Below are 20144 nucleotides of genomic sequence, written 5' to 3'. Positions count from 1 at the left end.
ACCGGCAAGGGCAATCGCCAGCGGGTGGTGCCGATCCTGCCGATCGTGCGCGATGCGCTGGCCGATTATGCGGCGCGAGTACCGTTCGATCTCGCCCGCCACGAACCGCTGTTTCGCGGTGCGCGGGGCGGGCCATTGTCGCAGGGGATCGTGCAGAAGGCGGTGGCGCGGGCGCGGATCGGGCTGGGCTTGCCGCCCACCGCCACGCCGCACGCGCTGCGCCACAGCTTTGCGACGCATTTGCTGGGCGCGGGGGCGGACTTGCGCAGCATCCAGGACCTGCTCGGCCATGCGAGCCTGTCCTCGACGCAGATCTACACGCGAGTCGATGCCGCTACGTTGCTCGATGTGTACCGAAGTGCGCATCCAAGGGAGCAATAGAGGCCGGTAGAGAACGTCGGAAGCAGCATTGGAAACGGCGGGTGGCTGCTTGGCGAGGTGCGATGATGCAGGAAAATGGTGCTTCGAACGAGTGGTTCGGCACTGTGCGTCGAAAGTCTTACCCCGCCACTGTGATTGCTTGCCGGGTAGCAACAGCCTTTCGAGCGGCGGCTCGGCGTTTGCGTGTAAGCGCGGCCTTTACGCCTGCGTCCTTCATTCGCGCTGTGTGGTCAGGCCTGCCTTCTGTCACCTGCCAATGTGCCCGCAGCAGCCTGATACCATCAATTGGATATAAGCCCGCGTCATACATCCAGTGATGCGTCGGGCACAGGCGCGCCAAATTGTCCGGCTCGTTATTGCCTGCGTTCTGATCGAGGTGGGCGATTTGAAGGCAAGTCGCGACCTGCAAGCCACAGACCGCGCAGCATCGAAATGGATAAGCCGCGTTTATCACACGCCGAGCTTCTGCTTGGTTTCTCGCCGGTGGAATCGGCCTGGGAATGTCAGCCACGCCTATGTGTCCCGCGCAGCGGGGACACGAAATATCGAGTCCCCGCTCGAACGTGGCAGCCGCAGCGTCACCAACAACCCGCCCAAGTCCTCACTCTCGCCCAACAGCACGCTGCCGCCGTAGATTTCCGCCACGTCGCGCACGATCGCCAGGCCCAGCCCGGTCCCTGGCTTGCCCGTATCCAGCCGCGCCCCCCGCGCGAAGATGCGGGTGCGTTCGGCTTCGGGGATGCCGACGCCGTCATCCTCGATCCAGATGTCGCAGAAGCGCTTGTCGTCGGCCCGCGCGTCGATTGTCACGAACACGCTGCCGCCGCCGTATTTGGCGGCGTTTTCGATTAGGTTGCCTAGGATTTCGTCGAGATCTTGCCGTTCCACCGCCACGCAGGCGGTCTTGCTTCCGTCCATGTCGAGCCGGACTTGCGGGTACAGCCGGGTGACGGCGCGTTCGACTGCGCCGGCGCTGTCCCACACCACGCTGCGCGAATGGCCGGCAACGCGGCGGCCGACGGCGCGGGCGCGGGCGAGGTGGTGATCGACCTGGCGGCGCATCACGCCGGCTTCGCGGATTACCGTATCGGCCAAGTCGTCGGCGTGCGCGGTGGCGGCGTTCATCACCACGGTCAGCGGGGTTTTGAGCGCGTGCGCGAGGTTACCGGCGTGGGTGCGGGCCTCTTCCGCCTGGCGGTCGGCGTGTTCTAGCAGCAGGTTCAATTCCTCGACCAGCGGCTGGACTTCGTCGGGCAGCGGTTCGGTGACGCGGTTGGAGCCGCCGGTGCTGCCCCCGGTCCTGAGCGCGGCGATGGCGCGGCGGACGCGACGTAGCGGGCTGAGCCCGTACCAGGTTTGCAGCGCGGTCATCAGGAACAGCCCCAGCGCCAGGATCACGAAGCTCCAGAACAGGATCGAGCGGATGCGTGCGATCTGCCCGTTCAGTTCGGTGCGGCTGGCCGCCACCGCGAAACGCCACTGGATCGGACTGCCTGGCAAGACCACCGAGCGCTCGATCACGCGCAGCGGTTCGCCGCTGCGCTGGTCGCTGTCGAAGGCATGCGGCTGGCTGTCGAAGTGATCCGAATCGAGCTTGAGGCTGCTGTCCCACAGCGAGCGCGAGAGGAAATCCTCATGGCCCTTGCCGCTGATCTGCCAGTAAAGCCCCGAATTGGGCTCCAGAAAGCGCTGGTCGCCCAATGGCCGGTTGAAGAACACCTCGCCATCGGGCCCGATCTCGACCGAAGCGACCATCGCGGTGAGCATATAGCCGATCTGGTCGTCAAAATTGCGCGTGGCGAGCCCGGTCATCGTGCGATCGAGCGCAAACCCGCCCAGGCTCAGCAGAAGCAGCAGCCAGGTCGCGGCAATGACCAGCATGCGCTGCGACAGCGACCCGGTCGAGCGACTGCGTGCGCCCGATTTCGCAGGTTCGGCAGCAGCGCCGGGCCGTTGTGCCGGCAGCCGGGCATCGTGCAACCCGAGGATGACCGGCTCCACGCCCATATCAGTCCCCTGCCATCATTTGGGCATCAGCCGCGGCCCGGCTCGGCTGGATCATCGAGGCTGTAGCCCAGCCCGCGGATCGTGGTGATCACATCGGCGCCAAGCTTCTTGCGGATGCGCGTGACGAACACTTCGATGGTGTTCGAATCGCGATCGAAATCCTGATCGTAGATGTGTTCAATCAGTTCGGTGCGGCTGACCACCTTGCCCTTGTGGTGGAGCAAGTACGACAGCAACTTGTATTCCTGCGCGGTCAGCTTCACCGGTTCGCCCGCCAGCGTCACGCGGCCCGAACGCGTATCGAGCCGCACTTGCCCGGCGATCAGTTCGGACGACGAATTGCCCGAAGCACGGCGGATCAGCGCGCGCAGCCGGGCGATCAACTCCTCGGTCTGGAAGGGTTTGGCCAGGTAATCGTCGGCGCCGGCATCGAGGCCCGCGACCTTGTCAGACCACGAATCGCGCGCGGTGAGGACCAGCACAGGGAACTTGCGGCCTTCCTTGCGCCACATGCCGAGCACGGTGAGGCCGTCAATTTCGGGCAGGCCGAGATCGAGCACGACCGCATCGTATTCTTCGGTGCTGCCCATGAAGTGGCCGTCTTCGCCATCGACCGACAAGTCGACGGCATAGCCGGTTTGTTCGAGTGTCGACTTGAGCTGCTTGCCCAGGGTCGGTTCGTCCTCGACGATCAGGATGCGCATTGAGACCTTTTCCTCCGGACACCCGACATCAGCAGCGGGCGGGTTTGGAGAGACCATGCCCTCCGCAAGATGAACGATCAATGCGAGTTGCATGTTCCAAGGTCAAGCAACGTGCAGGCTCAGCGCGATTCGGAAATGATCTCGCCCGTGCGGGCATCGACATCGACGAACGTGACGCGGCCGTCGCGGATGAACTTGAGGCGATAGGCCATCGCGGTGGGATCGTATTCGGGGCCGAGATATTGCATACCCTGCTTGCCGGGCAGGACCTTGCGTTCGATCTCGCGGATCGAAAAGATCGTGCCGGCGCGCATTTCGCGGCGCGCTTCGCCCTGGGGATCGGGACGCGGATCAGGCCGTTGACCCGGCGGCGCCGCAACGGCGGATGACGCCACCAGCAACGGCGCCAAGGCGGCGACAAGCGGAAAGATTTTGCGGTGCATCATGGCTGCGATGCCTGCATTCATGCCATTGAACAAGGTGTGAATACCCGTGTTCGGGCTGGTTCATGCAACTATTTGCAGACACTATGCCGAATTGTCGCCACCCGCCGAATACCGTGCCGGGTGGACGTTGGCATTGCGACCGGCTAACCGCCCGGCCAATCATGGCAGTTGCACCAATTCTTTCGTGGGAAGGCCTCGGCCTCATCCAGGGCCAGGCCTCGACCGGTTGGCTGTTTCAAGGGATCGACCTGGCAATCGGCGCGCGCGACCGGGTGGCACTGATCGGCCGGAACGGCGCGGGCAAAAGCACGCTGCTGCGGCTGATCGCAGGAACGGTCGAGGCCGATCGCGGGAGGCGTGCGGTCCAGCCGGGGACGAAGATCGTCACGCTGGAGCAGGACCCGTTCTTCACCGGGTACGAAACGCTGATGGACTTCGCGCTGCACGGTGCCGACGCGCCGCCGCGGCACGAGGTGGAGGCGATTGCCGATCAGTTGGGCATCGACTTGTCACGGGTCTCCGAAAAGGCCAGCGGGGGCGAACGCCGCCGCGCCGCGATCGCGCGGGCATTGGCGCAGGAACCAGACCTGCTGCTGCTCGATGAACCGACCAACCATCTCGACCTCGCGGCGATCGACTGGCTCGAATCCTGGCTCCAACGGTACAACGGCGCGTTCGTGGTGATCAGCCATGATCGTACGTTCCTGACCCGGCTGACCAGGGCGACGCTGTGGCTCGATCGCGGATCGCTGCGGCGCAAGGACGTCGGCTTCGGCGGGTACGAGGCGTGGGAAGATCAGGTTTTCGCCGAGGAAGCGCGCAATGCCGACCGGCTCGACGCCAAGCTGAAGATCGAGGCGCATTGGCTCGAACGCGGGGTGACCGCGCGGCGAAAGCGCAACCAGGGACGGCTGGAGAAGCTATACCAGATGCGCGCACAGCGGGCGGCGATGCTCAATCCGACAGGCGTGGCGAAGATCAAGCTCGGATCGGATGACGTCAAGACCAAGGCGGTGATCGTAGCGGACAAGGTGACGAAGCGGTTCGGGAATCGCGCGATCATCAAGGACTTCACCTTGCGCATCCAGCGCGGTGACCGGATCGGCGTGGTGGGTGCGAACGGTGCGGGCAAGACCACACTGCTCAAGCTGCTGACCGGGGAACTGGACCCCGACGAAGGCACGATCACGCTGGCCAGGACACTCTCGGGCGTGATGATCGACCAGCAACGCAGCCTGATGGCGCCCAACCGCACGGTGCGTGAAGTGCTGGCCGAAGGCGGCGACTGGATCGACGTGCGCGGGGTGCGCAAGCATATCCAGGGCTATCTCAAGGACTTCCTGTTCGATCCGGGGCTGGTCGAAGCCAAGATCGGCACGCTGTCGGGGGGCGAACGATCACGCCTGCTGCTGGCGCGCGAATTCGCCCGGCTGTCGAACCTGCTGGTGCTGGACGAGCCGACCAACGACCTCGATCTCGAAACGCTCGACCTGTTGCAGGAGGTAATCGCCGATTACGAAGGCACCGTGCTGATCGTCAGCCACGATCGCGACTTCCTCGATCGCACGGTGACGGTAACGCTGGGTTTGGACGGTTCTGGCAAGGTCGATGTGGTGGCGGGCGGCTATGCCGACTGGCAGGCCCAGCGCAAGGTGGATGCGGCGGCAAAAGCAGCGCGCGTGGGCAAGGCCCCCCTCTCGCTTGCGGGAGCGGCCGGGGGTGGGCAGCGTCAGTCCACGACCTTTGTTGCGCCCCCTCCTCCGCCAGCCAGAGTGAAGCTGTCGTACAAGGACCAGCGCGACTACGAGATCCTGCCCGAACGCATCGAGGCACTGACCGCAGAAATGGTCATGACTGAGGCCGCGCTGGCCGACGGAGCACTCTACACGCGCGATCCCAAGCGCTTCGCCGCGCTCACCGCCGCGCTGGAAAAGGCGCGCGCCGAAAAGGACGCGGCCGAGGAACGCTGGCTCGACCTGGCCGAGCAGGTCGAGGGCTAGGCCCTCGCCAAACGCTCCGCCGTCCGTTCATCGATCCGCTTCTCCAGGATCGACAGCGGCATCGCGCCTTCCTTGAGCACCTCGTGGAAGTCCTTGAGATCGAACTTTGCGCCCAGCGCGGCTTGCGCCTTGGCGCGCGCTCGGGTCCAGGCGATGTGGCCGATCTTGTAGCTGCACGCCTGCCCCATCTGCGTGCAATACCGCTCCACTTCGCGCTGGCTGCGCGGGCGGGCGAAGCCGGTAGTGGCGACCATGTAATCGGTGGCCTTTTCGCGGCTCCAGCCCCGGGTGTGCAGGCCGGTGTCGATTACCAGCCGCGCCGCGCGGAACAGGAACGATTGCAGATAGCCGGCCTGCTCGATCCCGCTATAGCCGCCCAGTTCGTCGGCCAGTTGCTCCGAATAGAGCGCCCAGCCTTCCGAATAGGCCGAAAATCCGCCGGTCTTGCGGATTGTGGGAATATCGTTCGACCGCTGCGCCAGGCTGATCTGGAGGTGATGCCCGGGCACGCCTTCATGATACGTCAGCGAGGGCAGCGAGTACTTCGGCCAATCGCCGACATCCTTCAGGTTGATGAAATAGATCGCCGGGCGCGACCCATCGAGCGCGGCGCCGTAGTAATAGCCGTTCGACGCGCCATCCTGGATCTCGATCGGCACGCGGCGGATTTCGAGCGGTTGCTGGGGCAGCGTCGCGAAGGCGCGCGGCAGCAAGGTGCGCATCTTTGCCACGCCCGCGTTGAGGCTTTCGATCAGCTCCGCGCGACCCGCATCGGTATTCGGGTAAAGCTGCTCAGGCATGACGTTGAGCGCGGCCAACCGTTCACCCACGGTGCCCTTGGTCATGCCCGCCTTGGCCAGCAGCGGTTCGAGCCGCGCAGACAGTTCGGCAACTTGCGCCAGCCCGATCTTGTGGACTTCGTCGGGGGTAAAATTGGTGGTGGTCGCCGCTTCGAGCGCTGCGGCGTAAATCTCCGCCCCGCGCGGCAGGCGTTGTGCGCCATCGCCCACAGGCGTAGTCGGGCGCAGGCGCTTGAGCAGTTCGATCTGCCGATCGAGCGCGGGATAGACTTCGCTTTCGACGATCTTCGCCGCGCGCGCCTGCCAGTCTCCGGCCAGGCCCTTCTTGCCCGCGCGGTCAACCAGCGAACGCACCATCGTGCTCTCGCCCGCCGGCACGCCGCGCAGCTTGGCCATCTGCCCCAGCGTCAGGTCGAGCGACCAGCCCGGCGCCAGCAGCCCACGACTGGCCTGATCGCGCTGTTCCTCGCTGTCCTGATCGAGCGCGGTGCGAAACGCCGACAGCCGCGACAGATAGGCCTCGGCATCGGGGGCGGTGTCGATCGCGTGGCGGGTCGAGAGGAAATCGGGAATGTTGAAATAGGCGCCGCCCTGCTGGAATAACCGATAGGGCCGTTGGGCATCGTCAACGCCGAGCGTGGGCGCGACCAGCCGGCGGCTGAGCTGATACGTGACCACGTCGATGTTGAGCTTACTCGCCGGCGACAATGCCGCGCGATCAACTTTCGCCAGATCGGCCAGCGAAGTTTTCGCCTGCGCCAGGCCGGCAGCGCGACCGGCCGCGCTGCGATCGCTCAGCTTTGCCTTCATCCCCGCCCATTCACCCTTGTCGAGCCCGAGCGAGCTGACGCCTTCGGGCGAAAGCGCCAGTTGTGCGCGGAAGATGCCATCGAACAAAGCGTTGAGTGCCGCGTCGGCGGGGCGCGCTGTCGTGCCCATTTGCGCAAAGCCCGGTGTAGCCCGGCCTGCAATAGCCAGCGCGGCGGTGCCGGTGGCGAGAAACTGGCGTCTTTTCATGATAGCGGCCCCTTGTTTGTCAGTGGTCTGATCGCGCGCGTGCGCAGCGTCAACCGTGCAGCTTGCGCTCGCGCACGCGTTCGTCGATCCGCGCCTGCAGCATCGCGATCGGCATCACGCCTTCCTTGAGCACTTCGTGGAACCATGGGAGGCTGAACTTCGCGCCCAGCTCGGCCTTGGCCTTTTCGCGCGCGGCAACCCAGGCCGAGTGGCCGATCTTGTAGCTGCACGCCTGCCCGATCAGCGTGCAATAGCGTTCCACTTCGCGCTGGCAGCGCGGGCGGGCAAAGCCGGTGGTTGCCACCATGTAGTCGGTCGCCTTCTCGCGGCTCCACTTGTAATGGTGCAGGCCGGTGTCGACCACCAGCCGCGCTGCGCGGAACAGCAGCGATTGCAGGAATCCGGCCTGCTCCAGCCCCTTGTCGCCGCCCAATTCATTGGCGAGCTGTTCGGCGTAAAGCGCCCAGCCCTCGCCGTAGGACGAGATGAACCAGTTCTGGAGCGATAGCGGCAGATCGGGATCAGTGCGCGCATAGCCGCCCTGCAGGTGGTGCCCGGGAATGCCCTCGTGATAGGTCAGCGTCGGCAGCGAGTATCGCGGCCAGTCGCCCATGTCCTTGAGATTGATCCAGTAGATCGCCGGGCGCGAGCCATCGAGCGCAGCCGAATAATAATAGCCGTTGGACGCGCCATCCTGGATTTCCACGGGTACGCGGCGGATTTCGAGCTTCTCGTGCGGAATGTCGGAGAACGCCTGCGGCAGCCGCCCAGCCATCGCCTCGATGCCACTGTTGAGGCTGGCGATCAGTTCGGCGCGCGCGGCGTCGGTGTTGGGATAGAGCTGTTCGGGCGAATGGTTGAGCGCGGTCAACCGTTCGCCCACGCTGCCTTGCGTGAAGCCGCCCTGTTTGAGCACTGAGTTGAGCCGCGCGGTCAGATCGGCCACTTGCTCCAAGCCGAGATTGTGCACCGCTTCGGGCGAAAGTGTGGTGGTGGTCGCCTCGGCCAGCGCGGCGGCGTAGATCGCATCGCCCTGCTTGATCCGCCATGCGCCATCGCCTTCGGGCGTGGTGCGCCGCAGTTGCTCGACCAGCGCGATCTGCCGATCGACCGCGGGATAGACTTCGGCCTCGACGATTTTCGCTGCGCGGGCCTGCCAGTCGCCCGCGATGCCCTTGGCCTTGGCGCGCCGCACCAGCGATTGGACCAGCGCGCTATCCGCCGCCGCGCCGCCATGCAGCTTGCGCATTTGCCCCAGCGCGAGATCGAGCGACCACGCCGGCCCAACCAGCCCGCGCGGAGCTTGCGCGCGGCTCTCGGCGCTGTCCTGATCGAGCGCAACGCGGAAGGCCGCTAGCCGCAACAGGTAGGCCTCGCAATCGGCCGCTGTTTCGATCGTGTGCTGGCTGTCGAGCAAGTCGGGCACCGAGAAGTACGCGCCGCCCTGCTGGGTGAGCCGGTAAGGCGTCTGCACCGAATCGATGCCGAAAGTTTCCGACGAAGTGAGGCCCGTGCGGTAGCGATAGAGGAGCAGTTCGCGGTGGCGCTTGCCGGCCGCGCCCAGCGTGGCCGGATCGACCCGCCCGATCTCGGCGATGACCTTGTGCCCGAACGCGGCATAACTCTGGCGCGCCGAGGCATCGCGCGGATCGAGCATCGACTTGGCCGCGACCCGCGCGCCCTTGTCCAGCCCGAGGCCGGTGGCGGATTCGGGCGAGAACGCCAGTTCATCGTAAAACAGCGCATTCAGGCGCGTGGTCAGGGCACGGTCTGCCGGCGTACGCTCGGTTGCCTTGGTCACGGCGGCCAGCGCCACCCCCGGCAGCGCAGCCATGCCTGCAAATGCCCCGCCCGAAAGAAGAAAATTGCGCCTGTGCATCGCCCGTGACCCCGATTATCGTTTCAGCCGATACCGGGTGTCACGCGTTCCGGCCTAAGGCAAGCCGGGAATCTGCCGCATTATGTCGTTCGTCGAGCGGAGTTAGCCGTTCATCGGATGCGATAGAACCCGGCGATGCGGTCCAGCGCGATGGACAGCACCAGTTTGCCGCTGCGGGCCGGCCAGGCCAGCGCGCGTTCGGCCTGGGGCAGCCCCTCGCCCGCGCAGACCACCCGCCACAGGATGTCGGTCAACCCCGAGCCGGCTTCGGCGAGCGCGCGATCGAAGCGGTCCTTGGCCGCGATCTGGCGTTCACCCCCGGTCAGGCCCGCCTCGCCGCCGCCCGACACGCGCACCGGGTTCCAGTTCATCGTGATGCTGGGGCCGAGTTGCGCGCACTCCCAGTCGGCGCGCAGCCGTTCGCCCGCCTGATATTGTCGGTCGCTGAGGTGTCCGCGCGCATGGAGCCAAGTCAGCGGCGATTCGGCGAGGTTGACCGACACGGTGCGTTTGCCGCTGCCCGCCTCGCCACTGCTTCGCGGGCCTTCGCTGGTCAGTTCGCGTTCGACAAGCATGCGGTTCATATGTTGAGGCCCCGTTGGCGGATCGATCTACGAATGTCGGCTTGCCGCACGCCGACAATTGTAGGAAAGCGGAAAAAGTGCCAAACTGGTTCGTCAGCCAGTCGCCTGGTTCGGAGCTTCACCAAATGATCAACCGCATCCGCGACATTCGCCGACAGAAGGCCATGACGCTGGCCGATGTGGCGGCGGCCTGTTCGCCTCCCACCACCGCGCAAACCATCGGCCGGCTCGAGACCGGAATGCGCAATCTTTCGCTGGTGTGGATGAACCGCATCGGTGCTGCGCTCGGGGTGGAACCGGACTTGCTGGTCAAGGCCGACAGCGATGCCAGCCCCTCGATCGTGGCGCGGTTGACTGAGGCCGGCGCCGAGGCGCTGACCACGCCGATGGACGCGGTGCTGCCTAGCGAATTGTTCGGCAGCGAACGCCTTTCGGCGATGTTGGTAGAGGACAGCGCAGGCGAATACCGCAGCGGTGATCAGGTGTGGTTGCGGACTGTCGACCCCGATGCTTTCGCGCGCGCGCTGAACCGCGATGTGCTGGTGCCGCGCCCGGGCGGGCGGTTCGCGTTCGGCCGGATGATCGACCAACAGGATGGCCGGATCGCGCTGCTGCCGCCCGGCGCCGGAACGCGCCAGCAGGTGATCGACCGGCCGCCGTGGCTGGCGGTGGCGGAAATGCTGGTGCGACGCTTGTGACGGCGGCCGCACGCTTGCGCGTGCTGTCGCTCAGCACGCTGTTTCCGGCGCCGCCCCGGCCCGGCTTCGGCAAGTTCGTCGAATACCAGATGCGCGGCGTGGTGGAGCGGGGTGACACCGATCTGGTGATCATCAATCCGATCGGGCTGCCGCCGTGGCCATTGGTGCAGCGCGAGCCTTACCGCACGTTGGCCACTTGCCCGCCAACTTCGCAACTCGGGGCGGCGACCGTACACCACCCGCGTTTTCGCACGCTGCCGCTGTTGGGCGCGGACCGCAATCCGGCTCGGATTGCCAATGCCGTGCTGCCGCTGATCCGCCGGTTGCATGCCGAATGCCCGTTCGATGTGATCGATGCGCAGTTCTTCTTCCCCGACGGACCCGCCGCGATGCTGATCGCCGCCGATCTGGGCGTGCCCTTCACGATCAAGGCGCGCGGTTCGGACATTCACTATTGGAGCACGCGGCCGGTTGCGCTGGCGCAAATGCGCGAAGCCGCCGATCGGGCTAGCGGGATGCTGGCTGTGTCCGAAGCGCTTCGGCGCGACATGAGCGCGCTCGGGTTTCCGGGCCAACAAATCGCGGTGCACTATACCGGGCTCGATCACGCGCGGTTCCGACCGGCGCCGAGGGTCGATATGCGGCGCGCGATGGCGGAAAGATTCGGGCTGCCCGTCAATGGCCCGCTGCTGCTGACGCCCGGTGCACTGATAGCCATCAAGGGCCAGGCATTGGCTATCGAGGCGATGGCCAGCCTGCCCGAAGCGCATCTTGCACTGGCTGGGACCGGCGGCGACGAGGCGGGCTTGCGCACGCTGGCCGATCGGCTTGGGCTGGCCGGTCGGGTGCATTTCCTCGGTCAGGTTTCGCACGACGTGCTGCCGGATTTGATGGCGGCGGCCGATGTGGTGGTGCTGCCGTCCGAACGCGAGGGACTGGCGAACGTATGGATCGAGGCGCTCGCCTGCGGGACCCCGCTGGTGATCCCCGATATCGGCGGCGCGCGCGAAGTCGTCTGCACAGGCTCAAGCGGCCGAATTGCCGAGCGGAACCCTGCTTCTATTGCCGGCGCGGTCAGCGAATTGCTCGCTGCACGTGCCGATCAGACGGAGGTCGCAGCCGGCGCGGCGCGGTTCAGTTGGAACACCAACGCGGCCGAACTGGTCGCATTCTGGAACCGCATCGCCGGCCGCTAGGCGTCAGGCCTTGGCGGCTGGCGTATCCGACCCCTCGGTCGGCACGAAGCTCTTGGCAGTCACGTTCAGCCAGATCAACATCGGCGCGGCCATGTAGACCGATGAATATGTCGCCACGAAAATGCCCAGGATCAGCGCGGCCGAGAACCCGAAGATCACCTTGGGGCCCAGCAGCAGCAGCGCCAGCAGCGTGATCAGGATGGTCAGCGAGGTCATGATCGTGCGCGCCAGCGTTTCATTGACCGACAAATCGAGCAATTCAGCCATCGGCATCCGCCTGAATTTCTTCAAGTTTTCACGTATCCGGTCATAAACCACGATCGTGTCGTTCAGCGAATAGCCGATCACCGTCAGGATCGCGGCGACGATCGTCAGGTCGAACTCCATCTGCGTGATCGCGAACATGCCCACCGTCAGCGACACGTCGTGGACCAGGCTGAGCAGTGCCCCCACACCGAATTGCCACTCGAAGCGGAACCAGATGTAGATCGAAATCGCGATCGAGGCGAGCCCCAGCGCCTGGAACGCGGTCCACCCCAGTTCGCCCGAGACCTTGCCCGAGACCGAATCAACCCCGTCGATCCGCGCGCCAGGGTGCTTGGCGACGACCGCCGAGCCGATTGCGCGGCTCATCTTGTCGGCCAGGCCCGGGTCCTTGTCGCTGCCGTGGGGCAATTTCATGCGGATCGAGATGGCGTTGGGATTGCCGAAGCGCTGGATGATCGGTTCGCCATAGCCGAGCTGTTCGACTTCGCTGCGCACTTGCGCGACCGGTGCCTCGGCGCTTTGCGTGAAGGTCACGCGGATCATCTGGCCGCCGATGAAATCGACACCCAGGTTCAGACCGTGCGTGGCCACCAGCACCCAACTGAGGATCATCAGAATCGTGCTGACAATCGTGGTCGGCCACTGCCACTTGAGGAAGTGGATGTTGGTCGCATCGGGAATGAGCTTGAGCAGGCGCATCTGTTGGCCCTTAAATATTGATCGTGGTCGGGCGCGTGCGGCGCACCCACTGTGCCACCCACATCCGCGTCAGGAACACGGCGGTGAATACCGATGTGGCGATGCCGATCATCAGCACCACGGCAAAGCCCTTGATCGGCCCCGATCCGAACAGGAACATCAAGGTGGCGGCGATGATGTGCGTGATGTTGGCGTCGAAGATGGTGCGGCTGGCTTCCTTGTAGCCGATCTCGACCGCCTGGAACACCTTGCGGCCACGCTTGCGTTCTTCGCGGATACGTTCGTTGATCAGCACGTTGGCATCGACCGCCGCGCCGATCGTCAGCACGAAACCGGCGATGCCCGGCAGCGTCAACGTGGTGTTGAACACCGCCATCACGCCCAGGATCATCAGCACGTTGATGACCAGCGCGATGTTGGCATAGTTGCCGAAGCGGCCGTACGTGACCGAGATCAGCAGCAGCACCAGCCCGGTGCCCACCAGCATCGCGATCATGCCCTTGTGGATCGAATCCGCGCCGAGATCGGGCCCGACGGTGCGTTCCTCAACCACCTTGAGATCGACTGGCAGCGCTCCCGAACGCAGCGAAATCGCCAGTGCATTGGCGCTTTGCGTGGTAAAGCTGCCCGAAATCACCGCGGTTCCGCCCAGGATCGGTTCATTGATGTTGGGCGCCGAAAGCACCTTGCCATCGAGGATGATCGCGAACGGCTTCTTGACGTTTTCGCTGGTCAGCTTGGCAAACTTGGCGCCGCCTTCGGTGTTGAAGGTAATGTCGACGACCGGCTCGTTGGTCTGCTGATTGTTCGATTGAATCGCATTGGTAAGCTGATCGCCGCGAATGCCTCCCAGCCGCCGCACCGCGAGCCCGCCCGGGTTCCGCGTCTGATCAGCGTAAGGCACGATCTCGTCTCCCACCGGCGCAATCCCGCGCGCGATGTCGGAGGCCAGCGCGGCGGTGTCGACCAGTTTGAATTCGAGCTTGGCGGTCTGCCCGAGCAGGTTCTTGAGCGCATCGGGGTTTTGCAGGCCCGGCACCTGCACCACGATCCGATCCTGGCCCTGGCGGATAATGGTGGGTTCACGCGTGCCGAGTGCATCGATACGCTTGCGGACGACTTCGACCGCGGTATCCATCGCCTGGGTAATCGCCTTGTCGATGCCTTCCTTGGTCGGCGTCAATTCAAAGCGGTTGCCGTCGATCACATTGATCGTCCAGTCGCGCTGGCCGGTCAGGCCCACGCCATTGGTAAGCGGCAGGACCGCTTCGCGCACCGCATCGACCTGGCCCGGATTGTCGAGCGTGAAGCTCAGCGTGCCCTGGTTATTCGAAAAGTCATGGACCGAAATCGGTGTTTTCGCGCGCGACAGCGCAGAGCGCACGCTTTCTTCCATCGCTTCGGCCCGCTGGGTGCGGACTTGCGCGGGATCGGCTTCGAGCAGCAGGTGGCTGCCACCGGCCAGATCGAGCCCCATGTTGACCTTCGGGCTCGGCAATATCGACGGCCAGGCAAGCCCTGCGCCGGCAAACACCGACGGCATGGACGCAAGGATGCCGACGATCGTGATCGCCCACACCCAGATCACTTTCCAGCGCGGAAAATCGAGCATCTGGCTTACTTTCGCCCCATCGTCATGTTGGTCGTCGGGTCAGTCATTGGCTGGCGCATTGGTGCCGGATGCCAGCACGTCGCCGATGGTGGTGCGCACCGCGCGGACCTTGACGTTGGGCGCCAGTTCCAGCTCGACGATCTTGTCATCGAGCTTGATCACCTTGCCGATCAACCCGCCGGCGGTCACCACGGAATCGCCCTTCTTGAGCCCGCCCAGCTTGTCGCGCTGCGCCTTCTGCTGGCGCATCTGCGGGCGGATCATCAGGAAGTAGAATACAGCCACCATGCCCACGATCGGCAGCAGGTTGAGCCACCACGGCGGATCGCCCGCTGGCGTCGCGGCAAGGGCGAGGATGTGCAAAGTGGACAGGCTGGTCATGGTGACAATAGGTCTCGTCGTGGATCGGGATGCGCCGAGAAAAACTACCCGGCCAGGGATTTCCGGGCCGGGGCCGATAGCCCTGCGAATGGGGCGGGCGACTAGCAGCAATGCCGGGGCATGGCAATCGACGCTGCGGAAACGGCGGGCACAGACTGCAACTGCACCATGCCCTGAAACCAATCGGTCGCTGGTCTCTTGCCAGCGCGCAGCTTGCCACCTATAGGCCCGCGCTCGGTCGGGACGTAGCGCAGCCTGGTAGCGCATCACACTGGGGGTGTGGGGGTCGGAGGTTCGAATCCTCTCGTCCCGACCAATAAATCAACAACATAGACGATATTTTTCCCCTGCTGGGGTCTGCAAAATTCCGCTGGTGGTGCGCTGGTGTTGCAAAGTTTCGGAACAAAGCGAAACCATATGGTTCGATTTGCATCCCGAGATTCGCGCGTTGCATCCATCCCTCATCGCGTAGGTCGACCAGAAGTACCCCTCATAGCTGGGGCTGCACGGCTATTTTGGCCAAGTATCGGGGAATAGCCCGGTCAGCCTTTTAGGCCGCTGCCATCGAGTGCGATGTGCGACGTTGCCCTCAGTTGGTCGACAAGCAGCAGGACTGGTCCGACCGCCGCGTCCGACGTCGCGCAAGGCGCGGCTCGTTCATGCAGCTTGGCCTGTCACCAGCGCGCCGCCCGACTCTCAAAGTGCGGATCTTGTACCGCGCGCTGCTCCTATTTACCGCTTCGAGCCGGTTACAATCAGCCTGCCATGACTTCATATTCAGTATCGCCGCTTCGGGCGGGATGAGACCCACTCTGCGATTTCACTCGCCCTCCAACGAATGCGGCCAGCGCCGAAGTCGATCGACGCCGGAAAGTTGCCATTCTGAACCCTCCGCAAGATGGTCGTTCGACTTCGGATACCAGCGATTTTCATGACATCAGTGCAGGTGAGCAATTCGGGCACTGACATCGTCGCCTCATTTGTAGGGGTGGAAATTCCAAGGACCAGGCCGCCAGAGGAAAGGTGCCCGCGCTCCGCCCTGATTAACGCCGGGTGCGATTAAGCGAGGCTTGAGACGGATTTGCTGAACCGGTGCCGGTTGGACGATGTCCATTTGAATGTCAGCGCTCCCCCGGAAGCTGAGGTAGTCCCGCTTCGCCAAACGAAAGGTCGCGTCAAGCCAGATCGTTGATTTGATCGCTGACCGAGCGGGCAACGAGCGCGGCAGACCCAACGCCCCACCGAGGTTTTATTTCAGCCGGGCGGTCGCCAAGCTGAAGTACGAACGCGCCGGGAACGGAGCGGAATAGCTCGCCGAGGTAGCCAAGGGTGCCACCCTCCATCCATGCCAGGGTGACGTCCTCGCTTGCAAACAATGCCAACAGAAGTCCAGCTTCAGCCGATAGACCGGTTCCCTCTAGGATCTGAAGAGCCTCGGCGACCGTGATGGCGCGACCGCCGGCGAGAACACGGTGCAGTGTGTCGTTGTTCATGCCCGCGCGGCGCGCAATTTCCCGGCGCGACAAGCCGCACGCGGTAACTGCGTGAGACAGTACGCGCAGGAGCGAGGTAACCTTTTCCGGGGTGGGACGTGCGTCCATGGCTTTGTCCCAGTCGATGCTGTTTGCACCAGCTAGGCAAACCATGAGGCTGTATGAAAACAAAAAGAACATATAAGGAACAGAGAGGATTTCATATCGCCGGCCGAATCACCTCGCACAGCCAAAATGATCTTTGATGGCTGAGCCGGGTGCCGCGCTGGCTTCGGAGCGAGCCATTTTGGTCAACAACCGCCACCGGATGGCTCTGACCTGCCGCTGCCAACAGAAAATCGGCAAAAATTTCGCACTCGATCACCCCTCCTTGTGCTTCCTGCTTTCCTACACCCCGCGCTGCTCCAAGCAAAGAACATACAGCGAACAAATGCTCGCTGCCACCAATGTTTAACGGAGCACCCTCACATGAAGACCTCGACTCTCAAGGCCCGCACCGCAAGCGCCCTCGCCGGCGTGCCTCAGCTCGCTGTGCCGTTCGGCATCGCCACGCTCGTCGCCACCGCTGCCTATGCCGGCGCCGACACCACGTTCGGTCCGGCGCTCGCCAAATTCACCGATTTTCTCGAAGGCTCGGGCGGCAAGATCATCACCGTGATGAGCCTCGCGGGCGGATTGATCGGGCTGGCCTCGGGGCGGTTTTCGCTCGGCCAGGTCGCGGTGCCGGTCGGCGTAGGTATTGGCGTCGGTACGGGGGTTCCGATCGTCACTTCGGTGGTCACCGCGGTCATCTGACCAACTGGCAACCGAAGAGGAGGGCGGCGCCGCCATGGCCGACCGGTACATCGTTCCCCAGCGTCTCGATGATCCTGAACTCATCGGTCTTTGGACCATCGACGAGTTCGCCGGGATGATCGTCCCATTCGCCTAGGGAATTCTCGCGCAGCATATCTTTATCGGCTTGGCGCCTGCGAGCGGAGCCTGTTTTTCGCTTCGGAAGGCGAAGGCCGGCCGAGCGGGCTCCTGGGTTCGCCATGCCGCCTACTGGTACCTGTCGGTCGCGCCATCGCTCGCGGCCAACACGCGGCAGATGTTTGGCATCGACAAGCGCCAGCATGGCCTTGCGGCGGCGCTCGCCGGCCTCGACCGCGAACTTGCCCTTGGCGCCGGCACGCACGATGAGCTTTTGCAGCAAACCGTGTGCCGCGATGCTGGCCTTGAGTTCGGCGTCGGCGGCCGGGTCAGAGTGTCGGCGCACATTGCGTGGGCTTGCCACTAGCTTGTTCAGTGGGATCGATTGGATCATGGGACTGCTCCTGATTGAGCCGCTGCACGCCGACCACCGACGCACCCTGGGCTCATCAGCGCAAAAGCCTCCTCACCTCTGATTAATCATTCGCCGACAAGCGCAGCTCAGATGTTGCCGGTTACCGGTGAACAAAGGCCCGGGCAATCCGACAGGCGTCGCTTGACACTTGTCGTAATCAGACATAAATTAAGCCGTGGAAATCGAGAGCATCAGGCACAAGGCGCTGGGGGCATTTGCCGAAACCGGCAAGCCAAAGGGGCTGCCGGGTAATCTCGTCATCCGGTTGCGCAACATGCTCGCGTGGCTCGATGTGATCGAGGGGGCGGACGAACTGCTCATGCCGCCCAATTTTGGAGCGCATCAGTTGAGTGGCGATCGGCAAGGCGTGTGGTCGCTGACGGTGACCAGGAACTGGCGGATGACATTCCGGATCAACGAAGGCCTTGCCATCGAAGATCTCGATCTGGAGGATTATCACTGATGGCTATCAAGCTTCACAAGAGCTTTGCCGTTCATCCCGGTGAATGGCTCCGTAGCGAGATCGTCGAGCCGCATGGCCTGAGCGTCACGGTTGCGGCGGACAAGCTCGGCGTGTCCCGCCAGGCGATGAGCAGCCTTCTCAACGGCAAGGCTGGGCTCTCTGCCGAAATGGCGATCCGGTTCGAGAAGGCATTCGGTGTCCGCGCTGATACGCTCCTGCGCATGCAAATGGCGCACGACCTCGCCGAGGCCCGAACCAATGAAGCCAGGATCAAGGTTGACCGGATTGCCGCGTAAGGTGTGCTCAAGTTTGAAACGGCGGTGGAAGACCGGGCCCCGCAAATTGCGAGGCCCGGAAGCCCGATCACCCGTTGACCTTGTCCTTGATCGCCTTGGCGGGTGCGAAGGTCACCTTCTTCGATGCAGCAATCTGGATCGTGGCGCCGGTCGAGGGATTGCGGCCTTCGCGCGCAGGCGTGCTCTTGACCTTGAACTTGCCAAAGCCGTTGAGCGAGATTTCGTCACCCTTGGCAGCGGCATCGGCGATTGCCGAGAAAACCGCATCGACGAGCTTGCGCGCATCGGCCTTGCTGAGGTTGTGGTCGGTCGCGATGGCTTCGGCGAGATCGGCATTGTTCATGGACTTGGACCTTTCGAATTAACTGGGCGCGCTGCCTAGCCGAGAACGGGTCGGAATTCCAAGCTCAGCGACATCTGGGCAAACGGTTCAGCACAATTGCCCAAGAACCAGCGCCGCTTCACCGACTGGCACGAACAAGCGTGTCTGGTATCGAATGATCTCCGTGAAACAGCCCTTGGCCTTGTACCAGTCGAGCCTCGCCGGAGACCACCCGTCGGTCGGCTGCCGTGAACTCCCGCGCAGGAGAGGTGTCGACGACTCCGAAAACATAGGGAATTTCGCTGGAATGAAACGCCCCATATTTGGCCGCGTCCGGCCCGGGTTCGGCATGGGTGAAGAGATAGCCGTAAATCGGAAACTTCGTGGCAAGCCGGCGCTCCTCTGCCCATAGCAACATCGACGCCATGCCGCAGTCGCGTACCCCCGGTGTCGGTGCAACCGGCGGCCCGGCATTGCCGCCGAACTGTGCAAGCGCTGGCAGCGAGCCCAATCCTGAGGCAAGCGCGATCATCCCGCATGTCAGCACAAATCGTCCGGAGCGTCCCCTGAAGGTAGCAGCGTGCCGGGCGGGACCAGTGAAATCGTTCAATTTGCGCAATTTGGTCTCCAGGGTTTGTGCGCTCACCCAGCCGTTTCTGATCGGCGAGCGCAGGGAATTTTCAGACCTTCTTGCTGACACCGATCTGGAACAGCCGAAACACGCACGGCGTAAGGCTTCTCGCATTCTGGAGTTGCGGTCGTTTCGCGCCGCGTTCTCGCGTGCCGTTGTTTAGCGTGCCTTCAACGCTCTGACCTCGCCCTGCTGCCGACCACAGACCGATCATTGAAGAAAGAAAAGTCCGCCGACGGCTTGGCGTAAAGCCTGCACCGTCGACGGACCCAGTTTGGGCGGTTCCCCTGGGAGGGAGATAGGCCGCCGAAAAATCATCGCACCACAATGCGAACCCGTGCGAGGTTCTCGATGCGCGCATAAGGAGTCTTTGCATCGCCCTGCCGCTGCAAAGCGCCACGAAGCGCAACGAAGTAAGCGCCAGGCTTGGTGAAACTGTGCTTGATCGAGACGGTTGCAACTCTCGCGGCGCGACCGATTTTGGATCGTTCCGAAAAAGTGCCGGTGCCATCGAAGTCCCACTCGGCGGCGACGACCTGCCCTGCCCCTGACGGCACCGAGATCGTGCCGGTTAACCGACAAGACGCTGCTTGGCCTGCCCACTGCGCGAAACCAGATAGACCTGAGCGACGTCAGCCCCGGCGCGCTGGCCGGTAAGCCAGGGGTCTTCCGAAAGATATTCGAACGTCCGGCCATTGCGCGGATCGCGCATCAGGTTGGCACCGCCCGCCAGAAGCACGTTGAAGCCCTTGGCGCGCGCCTCGCTGCCGATCATGGCGCCGCCGGAATGCAGCAAGTCGGCGTTCCAGGTCGCGGCCTGCGCCAGGCCCGAGGGCAGCGCTGTTGCGCCATCATGTCGCAAACCCCCGAGCCATGCGACCCCAAGGCTTGCATCGGTTTCGGTCAGCGCCGGCACATCCAGTCGCGGCAAGCCGGGCACG

The 20144-nt window shown here is 63.9% G+C and carries 23 protein-coding genes, 1 tRNA gene and 2 pseudogenes; 10 read left to right on the top strand and 16 right to left on the bottom strand.

Annotation, left to right across the window (positions count from 1 at the left end):
- Nucleotides 1-381 (top strand): tyrosine-type recombinase/integrase (locus Q0R16_RS08005; protein WP_295634670.1); only part of this gene is annotated, 381 nt, incomplete at its 5' end.
- Nucleotides 382-499: 118 nt separating this feature from the next.
- On the opposite strand, the gene Q0R16_RS19560 is transcribed toward Q0R16_RS08005, so the two are convergent.
- From Q0R16_RS19560 to Q0R16_RS07990, 4 genes are all read right to left on the bottom strand, one after another.
- The gene (locus tag Q0R16_RS19560) at nucleotides 500-835 is read right to left on the bottom strand and encodes an HNH endonuclease (protein ID WP_366857340.1); all 336 of its coding nucleotides are present in this window, start codon (nucleotides 833-835) and stop codon (nucleotides 500-502) included.
- A gap of 59 nt (nucleotides 836-894) precedes the next feature.
- Nucleotides 895-2262 carry a HAMP domain-containing sensor histidine kinase gene (locus Q0R16_RS08000; RefSeq protein WP_295634679.1) on the bottom strand — a complete coding sequence of 456 codons (1368 nt, stop codon included), beginning with the start codon at nucleotides 2260-2262 and terminating at the stop codon, nucleotides 895-897.
- 152 nt (nucleotides 2263-2414) lie between these two features.
- On the bottom strand, nucleotides 2415-3092 hold the full coding sequence (locus tag Q0R16_RS07995; RefSeq protein ID WP_295634676.1) for a response regulator transcription factor: 678 nt from the start codon (nucleotides 3090-3092) through the stop codon (nucleotides 2415-2417).
- Between the two features lie 119 nt (nucleotides 3093-3211).
- Nucleotides 3212-3535 (bottom strand): PepSY domain-containing protein, encoded by a 324-nt coding sequence (locus Q0R16_RS07990; protein ID WP_295634673.1) that lies wholly within the window; start codon nucleotides 3533-3535, stop codon nucleotides 3212-3214.
- 164 nt (nucleotides 3536-3699) lie between these two features.
- Between Q0R16_RS07990 and Q0R16_RS07985 the strand changes: the two genes are divergently transcribed.
- Nucleotides 3700-5538 (top strand): ATP-binding cassette domain-containing protein, encoded by a 1839-nt coding sequence (locus Q0R16_RS07985; protein ID WP_295634667.1) that lies wholly within the window; start codon nucleotides 3700-3702, stop codon nucleotides 5536-5538.
- On the opposite strand, the gene Q0R16_RS07980 is transcribed toward Q0R16_RS07985, so the two are convergent.
- From Q0R16_RS07980 to Q0R16_RS07970, 3 genes are all read right to left on the bottom strand, one after another.
- Nucleotides 5535-7355 (bottom strand): DUF885 family protein, encoded by a 1821-nt coding sequence (locus Q0R16_RS07980; RefSeq protein WP_295634663.1) that lies wholly within the window; start codon nucleotides 7353-7355, stop codon nucleotides 5535-5537. The genes Q0R16_RS07985 and Q0R16_RS07980 overlap by 4 nt on opposite strands.
- 49 nt (nucleotides 7356-7404) lie before the next feature.
- The gene (locus tag Q0R16_RS07975; protein ID WP_295634660.1) at nucleotides 7405-9234 is read right to left on the bottom strand and encodes a DUF885 family protein; all 1830 of its coding nucleotides are present in this window, start codon (nucleotides 9232-9234) and stop codon (nucleotides 7405-7407) included.
- A gap of 110 nt (nucleotides 9235-9344) precedes the next feature.
- Nucleotides 9345-9818 (bottom strand): DUF6456 domain-containing protein, encoded by a 474-nt coding sequence (locus Q0R16_RS07970; RefSeq protein ID WP_295634657.1) that lies wholly within the window; start codon nucleotides 9816-9818, stop codon nucleotides 9345-9347.
- 125 nt (nucleotides 9819-9943) lie between these two features.
- Between Q0R16_RS07970 and Q0R16_RS07965 the strand changes: the two genes are divergently transcribed.
- Nucleotides 9944-10516 carry a helix-turn-helix transcriptional regulator gene (locus tag Q0R16_RS07965; protein ID WP_295634654.1) on the top strand — a complete coding sequence of 191 codons (573 nt, stop codon included), beginning with the start codon at nucleotides 9944-9946 and terminating at the stop codon, nucleotides 10514-10516.
- The gene (locus tag Q0R16_RS07960; RefSeq protein ID WP_295634651.1) at nucleotides 10513-11712 is read left to right on the top strand and encodes a glycosyltransferase; all 1200 of its coding nucleotides are present in this window, start codon (nucleotides 10513-10515) and stop codon (nucleotides 11710-11712) included. Before Q0R16_RS07965 ends, Q0R16_RS07960 begins: the two co-directional genes overlap by 4 nt.
- Nucleotides 11713-11715: 3 nt before the next feature.
- On the opposite strand, the gene secF is transcribed toward Q0R16_RS07960, so the two are convergent.
- Genes secF through yajC form a run of 3 tightly spaced genes read right to left on the bottom strand, consistent with a single transcriptional unit; the run spans nucleotide 11716 to nucleotide 14671 of the window.
- The gene (secF, locus tag Q0R16_RS07955; protein WP_295634648.1) at nucleotides 11716-12678 is read right to left on the bottom strand and encodes a protein translocase subunit SecF; all 963 of its coding nucleotides are present in this window, start codon (nucleotides 12676-12678) and stop codon (nucleotides 11716-11718) included.
- A gap of 10 nt (nucleotides 12679-12688) precedes the next feature.
- Entirely contained in the window at nucleotides 12689-14290 is a 1602-nt protein-coding gene (gene secD / locus Q0R16_RS07950; RefSeq protein WP_295634645.1) for a protein translocase subunit SecD, read from the bottom strand.
- A 39-nt stretch (nucleotides 14291-14329) separates the two neighbouring features.
- On the bottom strand, nucleotides 14330-14671 hold the full coding sequence (gene yajC / locus Q0R16_RS07945; protein WP_295634642.1) for a preprotein translocase subunit YajC: 342 nt from the start codon (nucleotides 14669-14671) through the stop codon (nucleotides 14330-14332).
- A gap of 239 nt (nucleotides 14672-14910) precedes the next feature.
- Here yajC and Q0R16_RS07940 point away from each other — a divergent pair.
- A tRNA-Pro gene (locus tag Q0R16_RS07940) sits at nucleotides 14911-14987 on the top strand.
- A gap of 461 nt (nucleotides 14988-15448) precedes the next feature.
- Here the strand turns inward: Q0R16_RS07940 and Q0R16_RS07935 are convergent.
- Nucleotides 15449-15640: an AlpA family phage regulatory protein gene (locus tag Q0R16_RS07935; protein ID WP_295634639.1), complete on the bottom strand. Its 192-nt coding sequence runs from the start codon at nucleotides 15638-15640 to the stop codon at nucleotides 15449-15451.
- 206 nt (nucleotides 15641-15846) lie between these two features.
- On the bottom strand, nucleotides 15847-16344 hold the full coding sequence (locus Q0R16_RS07930; RefSeq protein WP_295634637.1) for a helix-turn-helix transcriptional regulator: 498 nt from the start codon (nucleotides 16342-16344) through the stop codon (nucleotides 15847-15849).
- Between the two features lie 64 nt (nucleotides 16345-16408).
- Between Q0R16_RS07930 and Q0R16_RS07925 the strand changes: the two genes are divergently transcribed.
- The 3 genes and pseudogenes from Q0R16_RS07925 to traL form a co-directional block, all read left to right on the top strand.
- Complete coding sequence (locus Q0R16_RS07925; protein ID WP_295634634.1) at nucleotides 16409-16618, top strand: hypothetical protein; 210 nt, start codon at nucleotides 16409-16411, stop codon at nucleotides 16616-16618.
- Nucleotides 16619-16632: 14 nt separating this feature from the next.
- Nucleotides 16633-16959: a hypothetical protein gene (locus Q0R16_RS07920; protein ID WP_295634631.1), complete on the top strand. Its 327-nt coding sequence runs from the start codon at nucleotides 16633-16635 to the stop codon at nucleotides 16957-16959.
- Between the two features lie 34 nt (nucleotides 16960-16993).
- Nucleotides 16994-17218 (top strand): annotated as a pseudogene (gene traL, locus Q0R16_RS07915) (type IV conjugative transfer system protein TraL); the annotation flags it as partial.
- Nucleotides 17219-17269: 51 nt separating this feature from the next.
- Here the strand turns inward: traL and Q0R16_RS07910 are convergent.
- Nucleotides 17270-17470 (bottom strand): annotated as a pseudogene (locus Q0R16_RS07910) (ParB N-terminal domain-containing protein); the annotation flags it as partial.
- Nucleotides 17471-17666: 196 nt separating this feature from the next.
- Between Q0R16_RS07910 and Q0R16_RS07905 the strand changes: the two are divergent.
- Together Q0R16_RS07905 and Q0R16_RS07900 are read left to right on the top strand one after the other, a co-directional pair.
- On the top strand, nucleotides 17667-17954 hold the full coding sequence (locus Q0R16_RS07905; protein ID WP_295634628.1) for a type II toxin-antitoxin system RelE/ParE family toxin: 288 nt from the start codon (nucleotides 17667-17669) through the stop codon (nucleotides 17952-17954).
- Nucleotides 17954-18250 (top strand): HigA family addiction module antitoxin, encoded by a 297-nt coding sequence (locus Q0R16_RS07900; protein ID WP_295634625.1) that lies wholly within the window; start codon nucleotides 17954-17956, stop codon nucleotides 18248-18250. Before Q0R16_RS07905 ends, Q0R16_RS07900 begins: the two co-directional genes overlap by 1 nt.
- A 67-nt stretch (nucleotides 18251-18317) precedes the next feature.
- Here Q0R16_RS07900 and Q0R16_RS07895 read toward each other — a convergent pair whose 3' ends face one another.
- The 3 genes from Q0R16_RS07895 to Q0R16_RS07885 all read right to left on the bottom strand — a co-directional run.
- Nucleotides 18318-18593 carry an HU family DNA-binding protein gene (locus Q0R16_RS07895; RefSeq protein WP_295634622.1) on the bottom strand — a complete coding sequence of 92 codons (276 nt, stop codon included), beginning with the start codon at nucleotides 18591-18593 and terminating at the stop codon, nucleotides 18318-18320.
- 118 nt (nucleotides 18594-18711) lie between these two features.
- A complete protein-coding gene (locus Q0R16_RS07890) occupies nucleotides 18712-19218 on the bottom strand; it encodes a hypothetical protein (RefSeq protein ID WP_295634619.1) in 507 nt (168 codons plus the stop codon).
- Nucleotides 19219-19774: 556 nt separating this feature from the next.
- Nucleotides 19775-20144: glycoside hydrolase family 3 N-terminal domain-containing protein (locus tag Q0R16_RS07885; RefSeq protein ID WP_366857331.1), on the bottom strand; the 370-nt coding region annotated here is incomplete at its 5' end.

The sequence above is a fragment of the Novosphingobium sp. genome (genome assembly GCF_025351285.1).
GTDB lineage: Bacteria > Pseudomonadota > Alphaproteobacteria > Sphingomonadales > Sphingomonadaceae > Novosphingobium.
This window is presented reverse-complemented; position numbering and strand designations above follow the sequence as displayed.